At 61.8% G+C, this 20,944-nt stretch carries 11 protein-coding genes; 7 read left to right on the top strand and 4 right to left on the bottom strand.

The features are described from left to right. Positions 1-3: 3 nt before the first annotated feature. The 3 genes from NKH17_RS03635 to NKH17_RS03625 are packed head-to-tail and all read right to left on the bottom strand — an operon-like array spanning position 4 to position 3,160. Positions 4-906, bottom strand: coding sequence for a carbohydrate ABC transporter permease (locus NKH17_RS03635; RefSeq protein ID WP_352702898.1), 903 nt, complete (start codon positions 904-906; stop codon positions 4-6). Beyond that, positions 899-1,837, bottom strand: coding sequence for a carbohydrate ABC transporter permease (locus NKH17_RS03630; protein ID WP_352896976.1), 939 nt, complete (start codon positions 1,835-1,837; stop codon positions 899-901). The genes NKH17_RS03635 and NKH17_RS03630 overlap by 8 nt, the downstream gene beginning before the upstream one ends. A 57-nt stretch (positions 1,838-1,894) precedes the next feature. Beyond that, complete coding sequence (locus NKH17_RS03625) at positions 1,895-3,160, bottom strand: ABC transporter substrate-binding protein (protein ID WP_352478369.1); 1,266 nt, start codon at positions 3,158-3,160, stop codon at positions 1,895-1,897. Between the two features lie 101 nt (positions 3,161-3,261). Between NKH17_RS03625 and NKH17_RS03620 the strand changes: the two genes are divergently transcribed. The 6 genes from NKH17_RS03620 to NKH17_RS03595 all read left to right on the top strand — a co-directional run bounded on the left by NKH17_RS03620 (position 3,262) and on the right by NKH17_RS03595 (position 18,003). Then, positions 3,262-4,500: an ROK family transcriptional regulator gene (locus NKH17_RS03620; protein WP_352736949.1), complete on the top strand. Its 1,239-nt coding sequence runs from the start codon at positions 3,262-3,264 to the stop codon at positions 4,498-4,500. Positions 4,501-4,663: 163 nt separating this feature from the next. After that, positions 4,664-5,497, top strand: coding sequence for a 4'-phosphopantetheinyl transferase family protein (locus tag NKH17_RS03615; RefSeq protein ID WP_352897135.1), 834 nt, complete (start codon positions 4,664-4,666; stop codon positions 5,495-5,497). 273 nt (positions 5,498-5,770) lie between these two features. Next, complete coding sequence (locus NKH17_RS03610; protein ID WP_352970148.1) at positions 5,771-14,938, top strand: SDR family NAD(P)-dependent oxidoreductase; 9,168 nt, start codon at positions 5,771-5,773, stop codon at positions 14,936-14,938. 58 nt (positions 14,939-14,996) lie between these two features. Next, positions 14,997-16,133 carry an efflux RND transporter periplasmic adaptor subunit gene (locus NKH17_RS03605; RefSeq protein WP_352478377.1) on the top strand — a complete coding sequence of 379 codons (1,137 nt, stop codon included), beginning with the start codon at positions 14,997-14,999 and terminating at the stop codon, positions 16,131-16,133. After that, positions 16,130-17,278 carry an ABC transporter permease gene (locus NKH17_RS03600; RefSeq protein WP_352478379.1) on the top strand — a complete coding sequence of 383 codons (1,149 nt, stop codon included), beginning with the start codon at positions 16,130-16,132 and terminating at the stop codon, positions 17,276-17,278. Before NKH17_RS03605 ends, NKH17_RS03600 begins: the two co-directional genes overlap by 4 nt. Then, the gene (locus tag NKH17_RS03595; protein WP_352478380.1) at positions 17,278-18,003 is read left to right on the top strand and encodes an ABC transporter ATP-binding protein; all 726 of its coding nucleotides are present in this window, start codon (positions 17,278-17,280) and stop codon (positions 18,001-18,003) included. The genes NKH17_RS03600 and NKH17_RS03595 overlap by 1 nt, the downstream gene beginning before the upstream one ends. 150 nt (positions 18,004-18,153) lie before the next feature. Here the strand turns inward: NKH17_RS03595 and NKH17_RS03590 are convergent, their stop codons facing one another. After that, positions 18,154-19,113, bottom strand: coding sequence for a DMT family transporter (locus tag NKH17_RS03590; protein ID WP_352897126.1), 960 nt, complete (start codon positions 19,111-19,113; stop codon positions 18,154-18,156). A 396-nt stretch (positions 19,114-19,509) separates the two neighbouring features. Here NKH17_RS03590 and NKH17_RS03585 point away from each other — a divergent pair, with 396 nt between their 5' ends. Next, positions 19,510-20,859, top strand: a complete 1,350-nt coding sequence (locus tag NKH17_RS03585) for a PQQ-dependent sugar dehydrogenase (protein WP_352896971.1) — start codon at positions 19,510-19,512, stop codon at positions 20,857-20,859. The last annotated feature ends 85 nt before the right edge of the window (positions 20,860-20,944 follow it).

Genomic DNA, 20,944 nt, shown 5'->3' with positions numbered 1-20,944 from the left:
GCCTCATTTGATGGCGCCCTGGGTGAGGCCGCGCACGAAGTATTTTCCACCGAACAGATAGATCAGCAGCGGTGGCAACGCGCCGATCAGCACGGCTGCGCTCATCACATCGTAAGCACGCGCGGTCGTGCCGCCGGCCGTGAGCGCGACCAGTGCCGCGGTAATCGGCTGCTGCTGGCCTGATGTGAAGACGACGCCGAACAAATACTCGTTCCAGATGCCGGTGAACTGCCAGATGACGGTGACAATCAGAATGGGCGGCGACAGGGGCAGGATGATCTTGCGGAAGATCCGCCAGAAGCCGGCGCCGTCGATGCGTGCCGCCTTGATCAGGTCGTCCGGTATGCTGACGTAGAAATTGCGGCAGAACAGGGTGGTGAACGAGATGCCCTGGACGACGTGGATAAGCACCAGCCCGTATGTGGAATTGGTCAGGCCGAGCTTGCCGAGCAGGAACGCCCACGGCATCAGCGAAATCTGGCCGGGCATGAATACGCCAAGCAGCATCAGATTGAAGATCAGTTCGGAACCCCTGAAGCGCCATTTGGAGAGGATGTAGCCGTTCATGGCTCCGAGAATGGTCGAGATGATGGTGGCGGGGATCGTCATCGCCAGCGAGTTGAAGAAATTGCGCTTCATGCCCTCGCAGGTACCGCTGACGCAGTAGGATCCCCAGGCCTGCGCCCATGCATCGAACCGGAAGCTGCGCGGTACGGAGATGAGGCCGTTGCGGGCAATCTCCGACTGCTCGCGCAACGAGTTGAAGATCACCACCAGCAATGGCACGAGATAGACGACCGCGAAAAGCGTCAGCACGGCATAGACAAGGAAGCGGCTCCAGAAATGCCGGCGCGTGGCAGCGGCTTCCTCCGGATCAAAACGGGCATTGGGGGCAATTTCAACCATTGCGGCCCTCCGCCCGCCGGCGCCAGACGATCCACAAGGAGTACGGCACCAGCACCACCGCGACCGCCGCGAGCATCATCATCGCCGCGGCGGCACCCTCGCCGATTTGGCCGCGCTGGAACATCAGGTCGTAGACATAGATGGCGGGGAAGGTCGTGGACACGCCTGGCCCGCCCCGCGTCAGCGCCGCCACCAGGTCGAAGGTCTTGATGGCGAATTGTATCTGAATGACCGCCACCGCCAGGAATATCGGAGCGATGGTTGGCAGGATGACCCTCCGATAGGTCCGGAAAACCGACGCGCCGTCGATTTGCGCGGCTTTGACGAGATCCGGATCGACCGACCGCAGACCGGCCAGGAAAAGCGCCATTGCGAAGCCGGACGACTGCCAGATACCGGTTATGATCACCGCATAGATCGCGGTGTTGCGGTTGGCCGTCAGGGCGAAGCTGAAGTCGGTCCAGCCAAGCCCGCGAACGAAGGCCTGGATACCGTCGACAGGGTTGTACAGCCAGCTCCACACCGTACCGGTGACGATGAAGGACACCGCCAACGGATAAAGGAAGATGGTGCGCCAAACCGCCTCGCCGCGGACGCGCTGGTCGATCGCGATCGCAAGCAGCAGGCCAACCGCCATCGAGCCAACGATATAGAAGCCGCTGAACAGGAAGAGATTCGTATAGGCGATGTTCCAGCGCCGGTTTGCCCAAAGCGAAGCGTAGTTGTCCAGGCCGACGAACCCATAGGTCGGCAACAGCGACGAATTGGACAGGGAGATGTAGAGCGTCCAGAGCGTGAAGACGAAAACATAGATGAAACTCGCCGCAATCGACGGCGCCAGCACTAGAAGGGGCACCATCGTGCCCAGGCGCTCGCGCCACGGACGGGCCGCGGCAGCTACGGCTGGTACAATCAGATCATGGGTGGACATCGGGCTGCTCCGGCGAGGTCTGGCCGGGAGCTTCGCCCCTGGCCATCATCGGCAGCGTCACTTCTGCGCTTCTGCCGCATCCGCCATCGCATTGGCCGCGTCCTGCGCACTCATATCCGGCGTTGCTACAAACTCGGTGATGCTGTCCATTATTGCGCCGCGGACCTTTTGTGGCACCGTCATGTTGTGCGCCATCGAACGGACGAGCGTGCCGGCGGCGATCGAGGCTTGCAGATCCTTTTGCGAGAGTTGCTGGCAGGGATTGAAGCCGTTCGAAAGATCGACGTCGAGGCGGGCCGGGATGGACCCTTTGGTCTGATTGAAAATGGTCTGGAATTCGGGCGACAGGATGATGCTGGCAAGCAGCTTCTGTCCCTCGATGTAGTCCGGGTCCTTCTGCTTGAAGAACACGACCGAGTCCGAATTCAAGATGAAGCCGGGCTTGCCCCAATCGGTCGGCGCCTGGGCGCAGACATAGTCGGTGCCCTCCTTGAAGCCGCCGGCCGTCAGCAGGCCGATCGTCCAGTCGCCCATGATGTGGAAGGCGGCCTCGCCGCGGCCGACGAGATGCGACATGGTATCCCAGTCACGTCCATTCATGCCGGGGTCCATGTACTTCGAGGTCATGGTGCGAAACTGCTCGAAGGCCTTGACCATGCCGTCGCTGCGCATGGCATCGACGTCGCCCTCGACGAAAGCTTTCCTGTAGAGATCGAGGTCCTGACCGTACACGACCACTTCGAAGACCGTCGAGTCGGTCCAGTCGGCGGTTGAGTGTGAAATGCAGATCTTGCCGCTGGCCACGATCTTGTCGCAGGCGGCGTTGAACTCCGCCCATGTCTTCGGCATCTCGTTGACGCCCGCATCCTTCATGACCTTCGGCGATGCCCACAGCCAGTTGATGCGGTGGATGTTCATCGGCGCTGCTACCCAATTCCCGGTCGGCTTCATCACCGGCAGCAATTCGGGAGCGACGACCTTCTCCCAATTTTCCGCCTTCGCCAGGTCGTCGAGATTGGCTGTCATGCCCGTCTCGTTCCATTCGGCGATCTCGGGGCCCTTTAGCTGCACAGCGGGAGGTGCGTTGCCGGCGATCACATCGGCACGCAGTTTGGCCAATGTATTGGCCGTATGGCCTGCGATGGAGGTCTGCTGCCAGGTGCCACCCTTGGCGGTAAACATCTCGCCGAGCTTGGCGATAGCCTGGGCGTCCGATCCGGTGGCCCATTGATGCAAGAGGTTGGTCTTCGGCTCCGCGAGCGCTGTTCCGGTAATCAAGGTGAAGGCGGTAGCGGCCGCAAAGGCCGTCCTCAGGTATTTCATCGTTTTACTCCCATATGTGATGCACGGTTCGTATCGACCGCTTGTGGCCTGCGATTTGAGGTGGTGGCCGGCGAGATGCAGTAATCTCCGTTCTTTCCAAGATGACATATTTGAGCTATCAGTCAACATGCTTTGTGCTCATCATGAACAAACCTTCGCTTAGAAATTGGCTGATCGACAGGCCGTCCGCGTCGCCGGAGAGCCTGATCGTCCGATGCTTGCGCGAGCGCGGCGTGCTTTCCGCGTCGCAAATTACCCGCATTACCGGTTTGGCGCGGTCGACGGTTTCAACCGCGCTCAACGGCTTGAGAAAGTCAGGGATGGTGATCGAATCCTCGGCCCATCATGACGCGGCCAGGGGCATTGGCAGGCCGGCCACGGCATTGACGCTCAATCCCGCTGCGGGCACCTGCGTCGGCATCCACCTGGGCCTCGACGAGATGCGGTGCGTCGTCGCCGACGTCTCGCATTCTTTCGTTGCTGAACAAACTATCCCCATGGGTCTGGACTACCAGCCGCAACAGGCGGCCCAGCTCGCCAAGTCAGTAATTGCCCGATGCTACGAAGAGAACGGTCTGCCGATGGCGGGGCTCCTGGGGGTTGGGGTCTCCGTCTCGGGCCCAGTCAGCCGCGAAGGAGTGGTGCTGCGCGCGAGTATTGTTCCGACCTGGGCCGGGGTCAACATCCGCGATGTGTTCGGGCCGGTCCTCGAACAGCCGATCTTCGCCGACAATGAGAGCAACTGCTCGGCCATTGCTGAGTTGATGTGGGGTGCGGCAGTCGGCCACGACGATTTCGTGCTGTTCAAGGTCGATCTGGGCGTCGGCGGGGCCATTGTCCAGCACGGCCGGCTGGTGAGCGGCATCGCCGGCGGCGCCGGCGAATTCGGGCACATCAGCATCGATCCCGGCGGCGACCTTTGCCGGTGCGGCAATCGCGGATGCCTGGAGCTCTATGCCAGCTTCGCCCGGCCGCTCGAGCAGATTTCGCGCATCGTGCGGCGGCCGGTCACGATGGACGATGTGATCATGATGGCCGAGCAGGGCGACGTGAGGGCGCTGCGGATGATCGAGGACACCGCCGAGTTCGCCGGCCGTGGCCTTGGCCTGATCGGTTCGGTGCTCAATCCGCCGCTCATCATCATCGGCGGCCGCATGGCCTTGGCGGGCGACATTCTCCTGGCGCCACTGATCGCGTCATATGAACGCCATACGCTGATCAAGTCCCGCGATGTGGCACCTGCGCTGCGCACGCGGATAATCGTTGGCAAGCACACGGAGAACGACGCACTGCTCGGCGCGGTCGGCCTCGTGCTGCGCCACAACAGCCGGCTTCAATGACCTGACTCCGCTTCGGGTGGTACTCTGAGGCTCGTTGTTCCAAATCGGTGCGCACCCGCATCGCAGCCAAGTCCCTCAGGCCTTTGGACTGGTTCACTCTAGCGCGTTAGAGCGTGGCCGATGATGAGCGTGCCGAGAGGTGTTACAAGAATCGCGTAGGTTGATGGTGTTAACGGGCAAAGCTTGGGGGGCAGTCGTCAATGCCGTATTGCTGCAGCAGGCCGAGCCCTACCTCTCGCCCGGCCGGGAAAACTGCAAGATGAAGCAAAGCGGAGTTGTCTTGCCGCACGGCGGTGGGCGGGTGGTGCCGGCTCTCGGGATCGACGTCCATGTGTGGCGGGTTGCTCTCGATGCTCCCCTTTCGCAGTCGGACATGGCCGTGCTCAATCCAGCCGAATTGACCAGGGGCGGACGGTTTGTTTTCGAGCAGGATCAGCGGCGCCATCTGGCAGCTCATGCCGGCTTACGCCGGGTGCTGTCCATGTACACCGGCCGAGCGCCGGGAGAGCTCGATCTGCGGGAGACCCCACAGGGAAAGCCGTTCCTTGCGGACGGGCGCCTCGCCTTCAACCTTTCGCATTCGGGGGATCTTGCCCTTGTGGCCGTGGCTGCCGCCGGGCAAGTCGGCGTCGATGTCGAGCGCGTCGCCCCGCGGAGCGGCGAGATGTCCATGGCCCGTTCTCTGTTCGCGCCCGGCGAGATCGCACAACTTGAGTCACTGGCGCCAGAGGCCCGCCGCCTCATGTTCTGCCGGCTTTGGACTTGTCGCGAAGCCGTGCTCAAGGCTGCCGGCGTCGGCCTCGCCGGGGTGGGACTCGAGATTGGGATGGACGGGAGCGGCGAGGCCTATATCCTCTCGCCGCCACTGGAATTGGTTGAACCCCTCAGGCTCATTGAGTTCCGCCCAAGCGCGCACCACGTGGCCGCCGTCGCCTGGAGTGCACGCAGTCCTCAGGTCGTCGCACGCCGCTTCGATTTCGACTTGGGATTGCGTTGACGCTCCGGAACGGGCCTCGGGGACGCCTGTTTTTGGCGACGAGGATCGAGCGGACGGGTTTCTCTTCAAAAGCAGCCACATCGGCCTAAAAACTAATCAAATTGGCCTAAAAAGTAATCAAATCGGCTTAAAAGACACATTTTGCGATAAAAATGCTAACCTGGCGAGTTTTGCTCTTGGAGCTTCCGTTAGGACATGCACTTAAATACGCCGTGACTGTAAGTGCGCCGTGGGTTGGGCAACCCACGGTGTATACTAGGCGGGGGTCTGGGCATGAACATTCATCGTGGGGGCGATGGCCCTCAGCAGGTCATTGAGTCAACACAGCCAATCGCAGTTATCGGAATTGGTTGCCGGTTTCCTGGAGGAATCCAGGACGCGGACTCGTACTGGAACTTTCTCCTGGAGAAGAACTGCGGCATCGTCGATATCCCGGCGGATCGATGGAATGTCGATGCATTCTATGATCCGGAGCCCGATGCCCGGGGAAAGATGCGGACGCGCTGGGGTGGGTTTCTTGCCAGCGACGTTTTCGGCTTCGACCCGAGTTTCTTCGACATGTCGCCCCGCGAGGTGACAACGATGGACCCGCAGCAGCGCCTGGCGTTGCAAGTGGCCTTCGAGGCCGTCCAGGATTCCGAGCGCACATTGGCCGACCTGCGCCGCGGGCGCACCGGCGTGTTCATCGGAATCTCGACCAACGATTTCGCGCAGAACCTGCGCCGCGGACGTGTCGGTGGTGGGGATATTTTTGCCGGCACCGGTTCGGCGTTCTCGATCGCGGCCAACCGAATATCCCACCGTTTCGATCTGAAAGGGCCGAGTATCGCCGTCGACACGGCATGCTCGTCGGCGCTCGTTGCCATCGACCAAGCGGTGCGCCACCTGAGCACCGGCACCTGTGAGACGGCGCTCGCCGGCGGCGTCAACTGCATGCTCGATCCAGGCCCGTTTATCGCATTCTCCAGCGCCAACATGCTTTCGCCGACCGGCGGTATCTACACCTTCGACGAAAGGGCGGACGGGTTCGTGCGCGGCGAAGGCTGCGGTTTCGTTTTGCTGAAGCCTCTTGACCGGGCAATTGCCGACGGCGACCGGATCTATGGCGTGATCCGTCATTCGATGGTCAATCAGGACGGGTATACGCCCACCCTGACCTCGCCGAGCGGGGAAGCACAGCAAGCGATGCTGGAGGCGCTGGTGGAAGGCGCCGCCATCGATCCGGCCGATGTCGACTATGTCGAGGCCCATGGGACAGGCACGCCGGTCGGCGATCCGATCGAGGCGGCTGCCATCGGCCGCGTGTTCGGTGTGAATTCACGGTCAAAGCCGGCCTATGTCGGATCGTTCAAGCCCAATCTCGGCCACCTCGAATCGGCGTCCGGTATTGCGGGTTTCATCAAGACGGTGCTGACGGCGGGAAAGGGCATCGTGCTGCCGAACCGGAATTTCGAGCGCCCGAATCCGAGCATTCCGTTCGACGCGCTCAACATCGCTGTAGCAACGACGCCGACGCCGATCGACCATCACGGCCGGCCGGTCCTGGCCGTCGTCAACTCCTTCGGCTTTGGCGGTACCAATGCCTCCATCGCAGTGGAAGGATGGCGGGGGTTGTCCGCGAACGCCAACCGTGCGCCAAGGCCGGTGACAGCGGGCCATCCGATAGCCGTCCCGATCTCGGCCGGCAGCACGGCCGGACTCGAACTGTGGGCAGGCCGTCTAGCCGATGCGCTGGAGGAGGGGGGCTCCCTTGCGAAGACCCCGGTCGAAGACATCACCGCCTATTTGAGCAGCACGCGCGATAACTTCGCGCAACGGGCAGCGCTCATCGTCGAGCCGGAGCGTGCCGCGCTCCAGGCCCAACTGCGCGCATTAGCTAAGGGAGCCATCGAGCAAAGCGCGGAAGGGCCGACCATCATCACCGGGAGGGCATCCGACCGTCGGCTCGCCATCGCCTTCTCGGGCCAGGGCGGCCAGTGGTGGGCCATGGCGCGCCGCCTGTTGAAGGAAGACCGTGCGTTTCGCCGAACCGCCGAGATGTTCGACGAAGTGCTGCGTCCGATGGTCGGCTGGTCGACCGTCGAGGAGATGCTGCGGGACGAGACGAAGACCCGCATCAACGATGCCGACGTTACCCAGGCATCCATCTTCACCACGCAGATATCCCTCTACGAGCGCTGGACAAAGGCCGGCGTGCGGCCTGAGCTTCTGATCGGCCACAGCTTCGGCGAGGTCGCGGCCACCTACGTTTCAGGTATCATCGATATCGAGACGGCGGCTCGCATCATTGCCAAACGCGGCCTCATCCCGCTGAAGAGCGAGCGGCGCGGTGCAATGGCCACGATAGGGCTGACGGTCCATCAACTCGAACCTTTGCTGCCCGGTGACGAAAGCGTTGTCATTGCCGCCTACAACGGCCCGATCGCGCAAACGATTTCCGGCATGGAGGACGCGGTGCTTGGCGTGCTGGCCAAGGTCGCGGAAGCCTATCCCGATGCGACGGCCCGCCGGATGACCATGGATTTCGGATGGCACAGCGCGCATCTGGAAGACTGCAAGGAATGGTTCCTCGGCGAACTGGGTCCGGTCGCCTGGAAAGAAGGCCGTCTGCCGATCATCTCGACGGTCACCGGCATATTCGAGACGAAGTTCGACGCCGACTACTGGTGGGCCAATTTGCGCCAACCCGTCAGCTTTACCAAGGCCTTGGATTTCACCCTCGATTTCGGCATCAATACTTTCCTGGAAATAGGTCCGCACCGCACGCTGACGCCGCTCATCCGAGGCATCTCGCAGGAGCGCGGGGTAGACGCCGCCGCGGTGAACTCGCTCGATCGCAAAACTGACGATTTCTGGACGCTGGCGCGGGCCGAGGGCAGCCTTCATGTTGCCGGCGTCGAATTCGACCGGCCGAAATCGTTGAGTGGCCACGTGGCCGTTCCCAAGTTACCCTGGAACAACCAGCGCCTGCTGAATACATCCGAGGAAACCAAGAACTTCCTGTTCGAGGCACCCCGGCACGCACTGCTTGGATGGCGCGACTTCACTGCGGCGCCGTCCTGGACGAACGAAATCACGCTCAGAGGCTTCAAATTCCTGGCTGACCATCGGGTCAGCGGCGATTGCCTCTTCCCGGCCGTCGGTTACATCGAAATCATGGGGGCCGCACTGCGCGACCATTTCGGCTCTGAGTCCGTGGAACTGCGTGATTTCAAACTGTACGAAGCGCTTTCCATCGCGGAGGACGACGTCGTACTGTTTACGACGACGTTCGATCCGGTCGGTAGCAGGCTGCGCATCGCCACGTTCCATCGAGGTTCGGAGGATGGCTGGAGGACGCGTGCCGAAGCTTATGGCTTCAGCCACAAATATGAACTTGCACCAGCTCCTGCCGACCTGCTGCTGGATCGCCCGAACCTAGTCGAAAAGACGGAATTCTACCGTCTCGCCGAACGGCACGGGCTTGAATACGGTCCCTATTTCCAGTCGGTGAACGCACTCGACATTGTCGGCGACCGCCTGGTTGCCAAGCTGTCAAGCAAGGATCCCAACTTGGCGAAGCAGTATTTCGCCTTCCCCGGATTGCTGGACGCGGTGCTCCAGGCCGGCATCGGCCTGGCTTCACATCGAGACGGCGTGTGGGTTCCAGGTGAATCGCTGCCGCCGGCTAATGAAGACAAGGCCCAGTATCAGTTGCGCCTGCCGACCGGCGCCCGCAAGATCCTGCTGGGCGCTCCTTTGACGCCCGAGGTGATCGTCGACATCCAGCCGGGTCTCGACCCGTACTCGATTCGGTTCAGCGTGTTCTCGCCGGAAGGGCAGCCGCTCATCGTTCTCGACAACCTTCAGACCAAGGCGCTGGGCAAGGTCAGGAGCAGCAGGGCCAAGCAAGGTGCCGGCTCGGGCTCCAGTGTTTTCGAGGAGCATTTCGAGAAGCAGGAAGCCAAACCGGCAGCGCCCTCATTGCGTTGCGCCCACTGGTTGGTGGTGGGTGATGGAACGCAGCGCCTCGAAGCGACATTGGCTGAGCTGGTTAGCCGCGGAGCGACGGTCGAGGTCGCAAACCCCGCGCCGTTCCTGAACCTCGATGCGGATGAAGCGCTCGCCACGATCCGGGCATTCATGACCAAATCGGGTGGGACAGGTGGCATCCTGTTCAGCGCCGCCACCCCCGAAAAACTCGACGACAAAGCAGGCGGGGACGAGCTTCTCGCCAGGATCACGCCTATCGTGCACCAATTGATCACGCTTGGAAAAGTCATCGACCGGCTGCACAGTTCGTCCGAACAGCGGCCCGAACTGGTTGTCGTCACGTCCGGCAGCCGGCTTGTGCAAGGTGACCAGCCGATGAGCCTTTCAGGCCTGAGTGAGAGCGCCTTAATCGGCATTGCTCGCACAATGGCAAACGAGTTCAAAGGTTTGGGCATCCGCCTTATCGATGCGGATCCCACATCGTTGCAGTCGGGGGTGAGCATTTCGGGCGCCGTGCTGGAGGAAACCGCAGAGACGGAATTCATCCTGCGTGGCGCCGAACGCTATGTCCCGCGGCTGGAGCAACTGGCTTTGCACGAAGTGGCGCCGTTGCGGCGGACGCTGGAGACCGCGCGGGATTCTTCCAACTTCGCCGTCACCATGACGGGGCCTGGCACCATCGACAACATCGTACTACGCGAAATCGCCGATCCCGAATTGGCGCCAGACGAGGTCATGGTCGAGGTCGCCGCGGTCGGATTGAACTTCCGCGACATCATGGCGGCCACCAGCATCTTGCCGGACGAGTTGGAGAATGACGAGGCATACTGGCGCAATCTCGGGCTGGAGTTCGCCGGCACCGTCCGCAGGGTCGGCGAACGGGTGACCAATCTCAAGCCCGGCGATCGCATCATGGGTATGGGCAAGGGCTACCTCAGACGCTTCGCCAAGCTCCGGGCGGATCTCGCCATGCGCGTACCCGATGGTATTGATCTGATCCAGGCCGCGACCCTCCCGACAGCCTTCCTTACCGCTCACTACGCTCTCAAACATATCGGCCGATTGGCACAGGACGAAACCGCGCTGATCCATCTGGCTTCGGGTGGTGTCGGGCTCGCCGCCATCCAGGTCGCGCATGATGTGGGGGCTCGAGTCTTCGGCACTGCAGGCAGCGACACAAAACGCGCCTTCCTGAAGACATGGGGCGTGGATGAGGTCATGAACTCGCGCGCTCTCGATTTCGCCGACGAGGTGCGTTCCCTTACGCGTGGCCGCGGCGTCGACGTGGTGCTGAACGCGCTGTCTGGCAACGGCATCGACAAGAGTCTGGAGTGCCTGGCGCCCTTCGGCAGGATGGTCGAAATCGGCAAGCGCGATCTCGCCGACGACAAGCCGATCGGGCTTCGCTCGCTTTATCGCAACAACGCCTATTCGGTCATCGATCTCTCGACGCTCCCCGTCGAGAAGGAGAGCCTCTTCAGGCAATTGCTGGTGGAGGTGGAGGCTAAGGTGGCCGCCGGCGTCTATAAGCCGCTGGAGGCGACCCGCTTCCCGGCATCGCGCGCGGCAGAAGCCATGCGCATGCTTTCGCGAGCGCTGCACATCGGTAAGGTGATCGTCACTTTCGACGAACCTTCCGTGGACATCGAACTTGACCTCGGCGCACAGTTCGCCGTCTCCGCTCAGGCTTCCTACCTCGTCACTGGTGGGCTCAAGGGATTTGGCGTTGCGATCGCCGAGTGGCTCAGTCAGAAAGGCGCGGGAACCATCATCCTTGCCAATCGAAGCGGTGTTCCAGATGCCGAAGCGGCTGTGGCCATCGAGATCATGGAGCAACGTGGCACGCGCATCGTTCGCGCCGCTCTGGACGTGACCGATGCTACTGCCGTCGGCAGGCTGATCGGCGAATATGCTGGGGGTGACGCTCCTCTGCGCGGCATCGTGCACGGCGCCGCGGTGATCGAGGACGCTTTCGTCTCGCAGCTCGATGCAGGCAAGATCGACCGCGTGCTGAGGCCGAAGATAGCCGGCGGGTGGAACTTGCATGTCGCCGTTGTCGAACACGATATTCCGCTGGATTACTTCGTGAATTTCTCGTCGATCGCGCAGGTTATCGGTTCGTCTGGGCAGGCCAACTACACAGCGGCCAACTCTGTTTTGGACGCAATCGCCACGTACCGCAGGGGTCGCAACCTGGCCGGCTCGTCCACCGCCTGGGGCATGATCGCCGGCAGTGGATTCGTTGCCAGGTCGGAAGCAATGACCAACTATCTCGATAGCGTAGGCATCAAGCCGGTTCAGGATTCTGAAGCGGCGGCGGCCCTGTCCTATCTTGTGCGCGCCAGATCGGAGAATCTCGGCTTTGCCAATATCGACTGGGCTGCGATCGCTCGCACGAACCCCGGCGCAGCGACGAATCCGAGGATTTCGCCGCTGCTTGGAGACAGAACCGGAGGGCGGTCTCGCATTCAGGCCGAGCTTGCAGCCGCGCCGCGCGAGGCGTGGGACGACCTGCTCGCCGACATGATCCGGCGCGAAGTGGCGAAAGTCCTCAAGGTCGAGGCAAGCGCCTTGGCGGATGACCGCAAGCTCAGTGAGCTCGGTCTCGACTCCCTCTCATCGTTCGAACTGAAAAACCGCGTCGAGGCTCAGGTCGAAGTCGACATCCCTGTCGCCAAGTTCCTGCAAGCGCCGACGATCGCGGGACTGTCGCGCCTCGTTGCTTCCGCTTTTGAGGCGAAGCTGAAGGCGTCCGCCTTGCAGGTCCTGGCCGCACAAGCGAGTTCCGATGGCGTTGCAGCGCAGGAAGCCTTCCGGCCTCTTGGCCGCCAGGTCAATGCGATGATGCTGGACGGACTGCCGATGTCGTCGGCGGTCGCAAAGGCGGACAATCAGATCCTGGTCGAGACGAGTATTGAGCCTGGCGTGTCGCTGGCCGCGCTTGCGACAAGATTGGCGCGACTGGTCGAGCGACACGACGCGCTCCGGATGACCGGTGCGATATCGGCGTCCGGCGCCGTGGAGATAGGCTTCGAGGCTCAACCGATTGTTGAAGTGCTTTCGCCGGGCGGTCGTTTGGGCGATGTGGCGCTGCCTGGTCCGCTATGGCGGATCGGCGCGTGGCAGCGGCAGGATGGCGGTCACGAGCTACAAATCCGGGCTCATCGCGCGGCTGCGGACACGTTGTCGGTTCATCTTTTGCTTGCGCAGCTTGTGCAAGGCGAAGCAGAAGCGGTCGAAGCAGGGCCTAGTTTTACCGACTACGCGCGCGCAGCTCATCCGATGCCCGGATCGAGCGAGTATCGTCGCGACCTCGCCTATTGGAAGGAGATACTTCACCACGCGCCTGCGATCGCACCGATCCCCGGCCGCAGTCGTGCCGCGTCTCCCGTCGGTATGGGAACCAACAGGGGCCGTGTCGGGTTGCTGGAGATCACGCTTCCAGCAGCAGCATTCGCATCGGGATCGGAGTTGACGGCCGCGCGCTTTCTGGCCGCCTATGCCAAGGCCTTGGCAAGCCGCCTCTCGCTCCGATCAATCGTCGTCGACCGCTGGTATAGCGAGCGCGGGCAGGGAGCACCAAGCGGATTGATAGGCCCCTTGGATGGGTCCTATCCGATTGTCCTGCGAGCCATGAATGAACTCGGTTACGATCTGCTGAGGAAGGTCGAGCGTGCCGACGCAAACGGCCACGCGCATCGGTCAATGGATACGTCGTCTCTGGAACTGGCGCTCGAAGAAGATCTGCGCATTCGCCATGTTTCGCTGCGCCAATTCGGCTTCGCTTTTCTCGACCGTAGCCAAGTTACGGCGCTCGCCGCCTTGGACCATCCTCTCGATGCGATCCCCGCATCCGCGCACGAGATACAATTGTCCGTAGCGACCAGCGAAGCCGGCGTTGTCTGCCGGCTGACCGTGGATCTCGACGTTGTCGAAGAAGCAGCAGCGCGGTTGCTACTCGATCAGTTTCTCGACGAGCTTTCCTCCGAGCTCGAAACGTCAGGCCGCCTGGTGCCCATCGCAATGGGCTGGAGTCTGCGCGAGTGGTCCGGTCAGCCGAGTGGAGGCCAGGATGTCGAGCGCTCACCGCTCAACGGCGTGCCCAACGTCGAAAGAGAGATAGCAGTAACTAGCACGCAATTGGGATTACTGCGTTTCCAGGAACATCCAGACGCGACTTCGCATGCGCGTGCCGCATTCATTGTAAGCAAGGAGTTCAAGATCCGGCCGCAAATGGACGCCGATCGTCTCAGACGGGCGATCGAAACGGTCATGGCGCGACACGAGGTGATGCGTACCCGGTTCTTCCGCAAGGGGGCTAGATACGGCGCGTATCTGGAAAGGACCCCGACCGATTTCTTCAGGGTCGAGCAAGTCGCCGACGAATCCGAAGCGTTAGAGCGCGCAACCGAACTCGCGCAGGAAGGCATAGATATCCAGGCGCCGATGTTCCGTGTCACCGTCATCCGGTTCGGCTCCGAGAGCGACCTTATCGTCGCCAAGGCACATCATCTCGTTGTTGACGGCTATTCCCTCGGCCTCATCGTCGAGGAAACAGTCAAGGCTTATCTCGGCCTGCCTCTTGATCCGGTGGAAATGAGTATCGACCGATTCATCCGGGATTTCGACCATGTCGGAAAGCCTGGTTCGTTCGAACGGCGCGACGCATTCCTGCGCAAGGTATTCGCCGAGCCCTTGCCGCAAATTCCCAATCTCGGGCGCAAGGCGAAAGGCCGCCGGACGAATGTCAACCTGATCGATTGCAGCCTTAGCGAGGACGTGACGCTCTCGATAGCCAGCGACCAGCAGGATGCGCTGCGCAAGCGTGCCAGGGCAGCCGGCACGACGGAAACGGCCATGATCATCGCGGCCTTTGCGCAGACCATCGGGTCGCGCGGCGGCGTGGACGATATGGTGATGCAGGTTCCAGCAGCGTTGCGCCACGACCGGCGGCTGGAGAACTATGTCAATTTCGTCGCCTCGGACGTCCCTGTGCGTACGCGGCTGTCTCGGTTCGAGACAATCGAAGCGTTAGCCGGTTCGCTCGGAGAAGGGATCGAAGAGGCTATCCAGTTCGCGCCCTTCATGGATTCGAACTACTTCGGAGACGTGCATGACGAAGTCGTGGCCAAGGGCTCCTATACCTCCCTCTTCGTCGCCGGCACCCAAACAGTCGACAGATGGACACGCGCCACGCAGTCGGCCCCCCTTCAAAGGGCCCATGCCGGTGGCGAACTTGATCTCGGCATGTTCAAAGTGACGCCCCTGCCTGACATGCGACGAGAAAAACCACGTACCAGCGAGATGGATCTGCGTACCTTTCCGACCGCGAACGGTCTTGGTCTGACCTTGATATTCGACCAATTGGGCTATGACCGTGCAGAAGCAGAAGATATCCTGAGGGAAGTCATCGAACGACTGTTGGCTGGGCAACCGGCGGTCGATGCAGCCGAGCAGGCGGCGATATAGTGATGCGTCGATTCAGGGGTCAGCGGGGCCGGTGGAAGCCGGTGCAGGTAAAAGGCACGTGATTCGCTTCATCTTAATCTTGTTTGCCGTTCTGGCGGCAGTCGGGCTCTTTTCTGGTTGGTATATCTGGCCTGCTCAGGTGGAGTCCTATGTCGCCCAGCGAAGGCTGATCGCGCGTGAAATCGCCGGACCCGGCCTCCTTGGTGCAACCAACCAGGTCGTCGTGACGGCAAGGATCCAGGCATTCCTGGCCGACGTTCGCGTCGACCGGAATGACGAGGTAAAGACCGGCGATATCCTCGCCACGCTAAACGCGACTGAAATCGAGTATCAGCTTGCCGCAGCGGTCGCCAACGACCGGGCCGCGGCGGAGAGCGTGCGCGAGGCCGAATTGGAGCGTGACCGGCTGGTTATCGCCGCCCGTACTGCAAAGGCAGATCTGGATCGCAGGAAGAGCCTGCTCGCCAGCAAATCGATTTCTCAGGCCGAGTTCGACCTCTTCGAAGGCACCCAGAAGCAAGCCGAGGCCGCATTGGCGCGAGCGACCGCTAGCATCGAGCGCGCAAAGGCCCAGGCCGCGGCCGCCTCCGCCGAGGTCGAGCAGATACGGAGCCGTTTCGGCGAAACCTCGATACGCTCGCCTGTCAATGGGGTGGTGGTTTCCCGCAGCCGCACGGTGGGAGACCTGCTTTCTCCGGGCGTCGAACTGATGCAGATCGTCGACCCGACGTCATTGCTGGTCATGGCGCGCTTCGACGAATCCGCGATGGGGTCGCTTCGGCCGGGGCAAGTAGCCAAAGTCACCTTCTCATCGGATCCGCAACGGCCCTACGCTGCTTCCATTGCGCGGATCGGCCGGCAGGTCGATCAAGAGACGCGCGAGTTCACGGTCGATCTTAAATTGCGCGAGGTGCCGGCGAACTGGGCTGTGGGTCAGCGTGCAAGCGTCACCATCCAAGCGGAATCGCCGTCACCGGGCATCGCGGTGCCACAGCGATTCCTGGCGAGAAACCAGGGACGGGTGGGTCTTTGGATTGCACATGACGGGCGGGCCTATTGGGCTCCTGTTTCGCTGGGCTACTCCAGCGGCACCGATATCGAGATCACGCGCGGCCTAAAGGTCGGCGATGTCGTGCTCAGTCCGACAGGCCGCTTCCAGTACCAAGCGGTTAACCTCCAGGCATTGAGCAGGTGAATCTCGCGGTCAAAGATATCAGGCATAACCTGCTGAGGTTCATCCTGACCGTTTTCGGCGTCGGCCTGCTGATGGCGGCGACGATCGGCATGCTGGGCATGTATCGCGGCATCGTCTACGAAGCCTTGATCGTGATCGACGGCATTGGTGCCGACCTCTGGGTCGTCGAAGGGGGAAAGTCCGGACCGTTCGCCGAATCCTCCGCCGTACCGGCCAATCTCGATCGCCGCGTGGCCGGTGTGGCCGGTGTGGCGGCAACGCGGCGGTTCATCCAATACAACCAGCAGTTCGAAATTGACGGGCTTCCGCTGCGAATGTCCGTCACTGGTGTGGACTATCCAAGCGACAGTGGCAGCTGGATACCGTTGATCGCCGGCCGGTACTTCCAATCAAATCGCTACGAGGCCATAGCCGACAAGACTTTAGGCCTGGTTGTGGGTGACGAGATCCGGCTTGGACGAGATAGCTATACGATTGTCGGCGTGTCGGCCGGGCAGGTCGACATGGGTGGCGACGGATTGTTGTTCGTCACCATCCCGGACGCGCAGGTCATCAACCGACTGCTGCCCAGCGAGGCGATCCTCCTCAACCGTGCGGCCAAGGGCAAGACGCGCATGGGTCTCGGCGACGAGACCGGAAGTGTCGCTGCGGTCATCGTCGAAACTCTCCCGGGCGCTGACAAGGAGGTCGTGCGTGACTCGATCAAACGCTGGGGCGACGTCGAGGTCCTCACGCAGCAGGACCAGGAAACGCTTCTACTGGACGGCCGCCTCGGCAAGCTCCGCGTCCAGATCCTGGCTTTCACGACGATGACGCTGCTGATCTGCTGCGCCGTCATAGCACTGACCATCTATACGATGACAATCGAGAAGGTCGCGCAGATAGCACTTCTGAAGCTGATCGGCGCCCGTGACCGGGTGATCATCGGCATGATTGCGCAGCAGGCGGGGTTGATCGGCTTTTGCAGCCTCGTTCTGGCCATAGCCATCTCGTTTACGATCTATCCGAGATTTCCGAGAACTGTGCTGATGACCGAATCCGATCTTGGCGTGTTGTCGTTCGTGCTGATGGCACTCAGCCTTGCGGCCAGCTGGTTTGCGATTCGTCGCGCGCTCGCGGTCCGTGCCCAGGAAGTGTTGGCCTGATGTCGAAGCGCCGCCTCGCCACGCTGGAGGTTCGGAACGCCAGCAAGGTCTACGAGAGCGGCGGCTCGCCGGTCACCGCGTTGGCGGCAGGTTCGCTGACCTTGAGCCCCGGCAGTGTTACCGGCATCGTCGGGCCCAGCGGCTCCGGCAAGACGACGCTGCTGATGATCGCCGGTCTGCTGGAGACACCGACAACGGGAGAGGTCCTGTTCGACGGTAAGGTGATTTCGCGTCCCGGTGCGAAGCTCAACGAGCTACGGGCCTTCAGGCGGACCCATCTTGGGTTTGTGTTCCAGAAGGCGAACCTGATCCCCTTTCTCACGGCCGCCGAAAACATTGCCATCGCCATGCAGGTCAACGATGTCGGTCGCCAGCAGGCGCAGGCGCGAGCCAGCCGGCTTCTCGCCGCGTTGGGCATCGAACATCGCGGCTCCAATTATCCTTCCCAGCTTTCCGGCGGCGAACAGCAGCGCGTTTCAATCGCCAGGGCCTTGGCAAACGATCCCACCGTTATTCTAGCCGACGAACCTACCGCCGCACTGGATGGTACACGGGCGGAGATGGTGATGAAGGTTTTCAGGCATCTGGCGGACAGCCGCAATGTCGCGATCTGCGTTGTGACCCACGATACGCGCTGGAAAACTTATTTCGATTCGATGCTCGAGCTCGAGGATGGGCGGGCACGAGAGCCGTCTCCCTTTGGCATGATGGCTGAACGGCATTGATCACCGCTCGACGCGGCCATGGCGGTGTTCCCGCTGAGAAGATGTTATGGCGATCCAACACGCGCCGCCTTCAATGTCATGGGCTGCACCGGCCGAAAGGACTGTCAAAGACTTACGAGTTGCTGGCCGCAGCGGCGGTGCTGAGGTTCACTACGCGACACGCACCGTGCGCTGCCTCGGCTTGATCGCGGTGGCGAGCAGCAGGCCGGCGATGATGAGGGCGGCGCCGGCGAGATCGTAGTCGTGCAAGCTTTCGCCGAGGAACAGATAAGCGAGAACGGCGACGAAGGCGGTCTGCAGATAGAGCAGCATGCTGGCGCGCCCGGCGCCAAGCGTCTCGACGCTACGGTTGTAGAGATAGTACATCAGAGCGCCGCCCGGGCCAGCAACATAGGCGAGGGCCAGCAGGCCGTTCGCATGCAGCGCCGAACGATCCCCGGAAAACAGTTCCCAGAGATAAAGGGGCAGTGCGGCCAGCGCGCCGGCTCCCAGCAGCAGGACCACCATCGGCAGAAGCTCGATAGCGAATTTGGCTCGACGCAGCAGCACGGTGTAGAGGCCCCAGCAAAACGCGCTGCCGACGATCCACAACTCGCCGGGATTGAACTGCAGCTGCATCAGCGCAGCAAGGTCGCCGCGCGCCACGATCAGCACCATCCCGGCCAGAGCGACCAGCGCTCCAAGCGCTTTCCAGACACCGAGGGGCTCGCCGAGCACGAAGCGGGCAAGCACCATCGTCATGATCGGCGACAGCGCCATGATGATGCCGGCGGTTGTCGCGTTGGTGTAGTTGAGGCCCGTGTAGATCATGCCCTGACACAAGGTCAGCCCGATGGCGCCGATGACCAGCACCTCGATCACCCGGGAATGGATCAGCACGAGCATCGCCCCGTGATGACGATGGACGATAGGCAGCAGGATCGCGCAGGCAAGCGTCAGCCGCCAGAAGCAGAGCGCCCAGGGCGGCATCTCGGGGGCAACCCACTTGGCGGCGATATAGACGCCGGCCGACAGGAGCCAGCAGAGCGTCGCGAGGGAATAGGCGAGCGGAAGTGATGCGCCGGGTGTCGCCTTCGCTACACTTGGATGTGCTATCGGCAGCGATTGGATATCCGTCTCCTCCCATCGCAGACTTTAGCAGATTTGCAGCGCCTTGCTAAGCAGCGACAACAGCTGTTTCACCAGCCAGTGCAATCGGTGGGTCATTGTGGGTCCCGCCGTTCACGGTCTCGTTCCATTCCAACGCATGTTGGCCCATGAGCAACTCGATACCGAAAAGCGCAAGCCGTATCGATTTCGCGCGATACGAATGTGAGATTCATATCGCGCGACAGATATTCGGGCGGTTGCCACAATCTCCTCGCGCCATATTTCTACCGAGAGCAGATCTGTCGCGAATTCCTGGCCCTCGGATCACGCGCCGCTGTTTCGAAGCAATTGGAAGAATAAGCCACTGACTTCCGTTTGCACAAAGAGCGCGACACAGATCCATGCGGAGGACGTCCGATGCATGCCGGCTTCCGAGGAAGCGTACTCGTGGCGGTATTGGGAGCCGTCATGGCGAGCTGCGTCGGTATTCCGGCGCAAAAAACCGGGCCGGCGCAAAAAACCGGGGCAATAACCGGCTATGGCCCCAACCCCACCTTACCGAAACCAAGACCGACGCTGATCCCGACTGTTAACATCGCCGAGGCGAAAGGCTGGCAGAAAGGAGGTATGCCGACCCCGGCGAAGGGGCTGACAGTGAACGCCTTCGCCACCGGCCTCGACCATCCGCGCTGGCTGCATGTGCTTCCGAACGGCGACGTGCTGGTTGCTGAAACCAATGCCCCTGCCAAGCATGACGAAGGCTTTAGTCTCAGAAAGGTCTTCATGGACCTGGCTATGAAGCGGGCCGGCGCCGCGACCAAAAGTGCTAACCGCATCACGCTCCTGCGCGACACAGATGGCGATGGCATTGCGGATGTGCGCACGACGTTCGCGGGAGGCCTCAATTCGCCCTTCGGCATGACGCTGTCCAAAGGCAAGCTCTTTGTCGCGAATACCGACGCGCTCGTCGCTTTCCCCTACTCCAACGGCCAGACCCGAGCCGGCACGTCGCCGGAAAAGATCATCGACTTGCCGGCCGGGGACCTCAACCATCATTGGACCAAGGACGTGATCGCAAGTCCCGATGGACGCAAGCTCTATGTCACCGTTGGTTCCAACAGCAACGTTGGAGAAAACGGCATAGCCGCGGAGAAGAACCGCGCGGCTGTCCTTGAAGTGGATCGGTCGAGCCGTCGTACTCGGGTCTTCGCCTCGGGCCTGCGCAACCCGAACGGGCTCTCCTGGAATCCTGAAACTGGCGAGCTTTGGGTCGCCGTGAACGAGCGTGACGAGATCGGCGACGACCTCGTGCCGGATTACATGACCTCGGTTCGTGACGGCGCCTTCTACGGCTGGCCCTACAGCTACTACGGACAGAACGTCGACGAACGCGTCAAGCCGCAGCGCCCCGATCTCGTGGCGACGGCGATCAAGCCCGATTACGCCCTGGGCTCTCATACCGCCTCGCTGGGACTGACCTTCTCCAAAGGCGCCCGGCTCGGTCCGGCCTACGGCAACGGCGCCTTCGTCGGCCAGCACGGCTCGTGGAATAGAAGCGTGCATAGCGGCTACAAGGTGATCTTCGTGCCCTTCCGTGGCGGCAAACCGAGCGGTCCTCCGAAAGATGTGCTCACTGGCTTCATCGGGCGTAATGGCGAGGCGATGGGCCGTCCGGTCGGCGTTGCTATCGATCAGACTGGCGCACTGCTCGTCGCCGACGACGTCGGTAACGTCATCTGGCGGGTCCGCCGGGCGAATGGCCGTTGAGCGCAGGTGCCTTTCTGAGTACGAGCTCAGCCTTCGGCTACAGCGCCACGCCCGATATGACGTCATTCGGCTGCGACTCGATGCA

The sequence above is a fragment of the Mesorhizobium sp. M1334 genome (assembly GCF_040317995.1).
Taxonomy (GTDB): domain Bacteria; phylum Pseudomonadota; class Alphaproteobacteria; order Rhizobiales; family Rhizobiaceae; genus Mesorhizobium.
Note: the sequence above shows the minus strand (reverse complement) of the source record. Positions and strands in the feature narration are given on the sequence as shown.

What these genes read in the sequence shown, in the direction of transcription:
- NKH17_RS03595 (WP_352478380.1), top strand. Translation starts at nt 17,278, where the DNA reads ATGTCGAAGCGCCGCCTCGCCACGCTGGAGGTTCGGAACGCCAGCAAG.
- NKH17_RS03625 (WP_352478369.1), bottom strand. Translation starts at nt 3,160, where the DNA reads ATGAAATACCTGAGGACGGCCTTTGCGGCCGCTACCGCCTTCACCTTG.
- NKH17_RS03635 (WP_352702898.1), bottom strand. Translation starts at nt 906, where the DNA reads ATGGTTGAAATTGCCCCCAATGCCCGTTTTGATCCGGAGGAAGCCGCT.
- NKH17_RS03585 (WP_352896971.1), top strand. Translation starts at nt 19,510, where the DNA reads ATGCATGCCGGCTTCCGAGGAAGCGTACTCGTGGCGGTATTGGGAGCC.
- NKH17_RS03620 (WP_352736949.1), top strand. Translation starts at nt 3,262, where the DNA reads ATGACATATTTGAGCTATCAGTCAACATGCTTTGTGCTCATCATGAAC.
- NKH17_RS03630 (WP_352896976.1), bottom strand. Translation starts at nt 1,837, where the DNA reads ATGTCCACCCATGATCTGATTGTACCAGCCGTAGCTGCCGCGGCCCGT.
- NKH17_RS03615 (WP_352897135.1), top strand. Translation starts at nt 4,664, where the DNA reads ATGGTGTTAACGGGCAAAGCTTGGGGGGCAGTCGTCAATGCCGTATTG.
- NKH17_RS03610 (WP_352970148.1), top strand. Translation starts at nt 5,771, where the DNA reads ATGAACATTCATCGTGGGGGCGATGGCCCTCAGCAGGTCATTGAGTCA.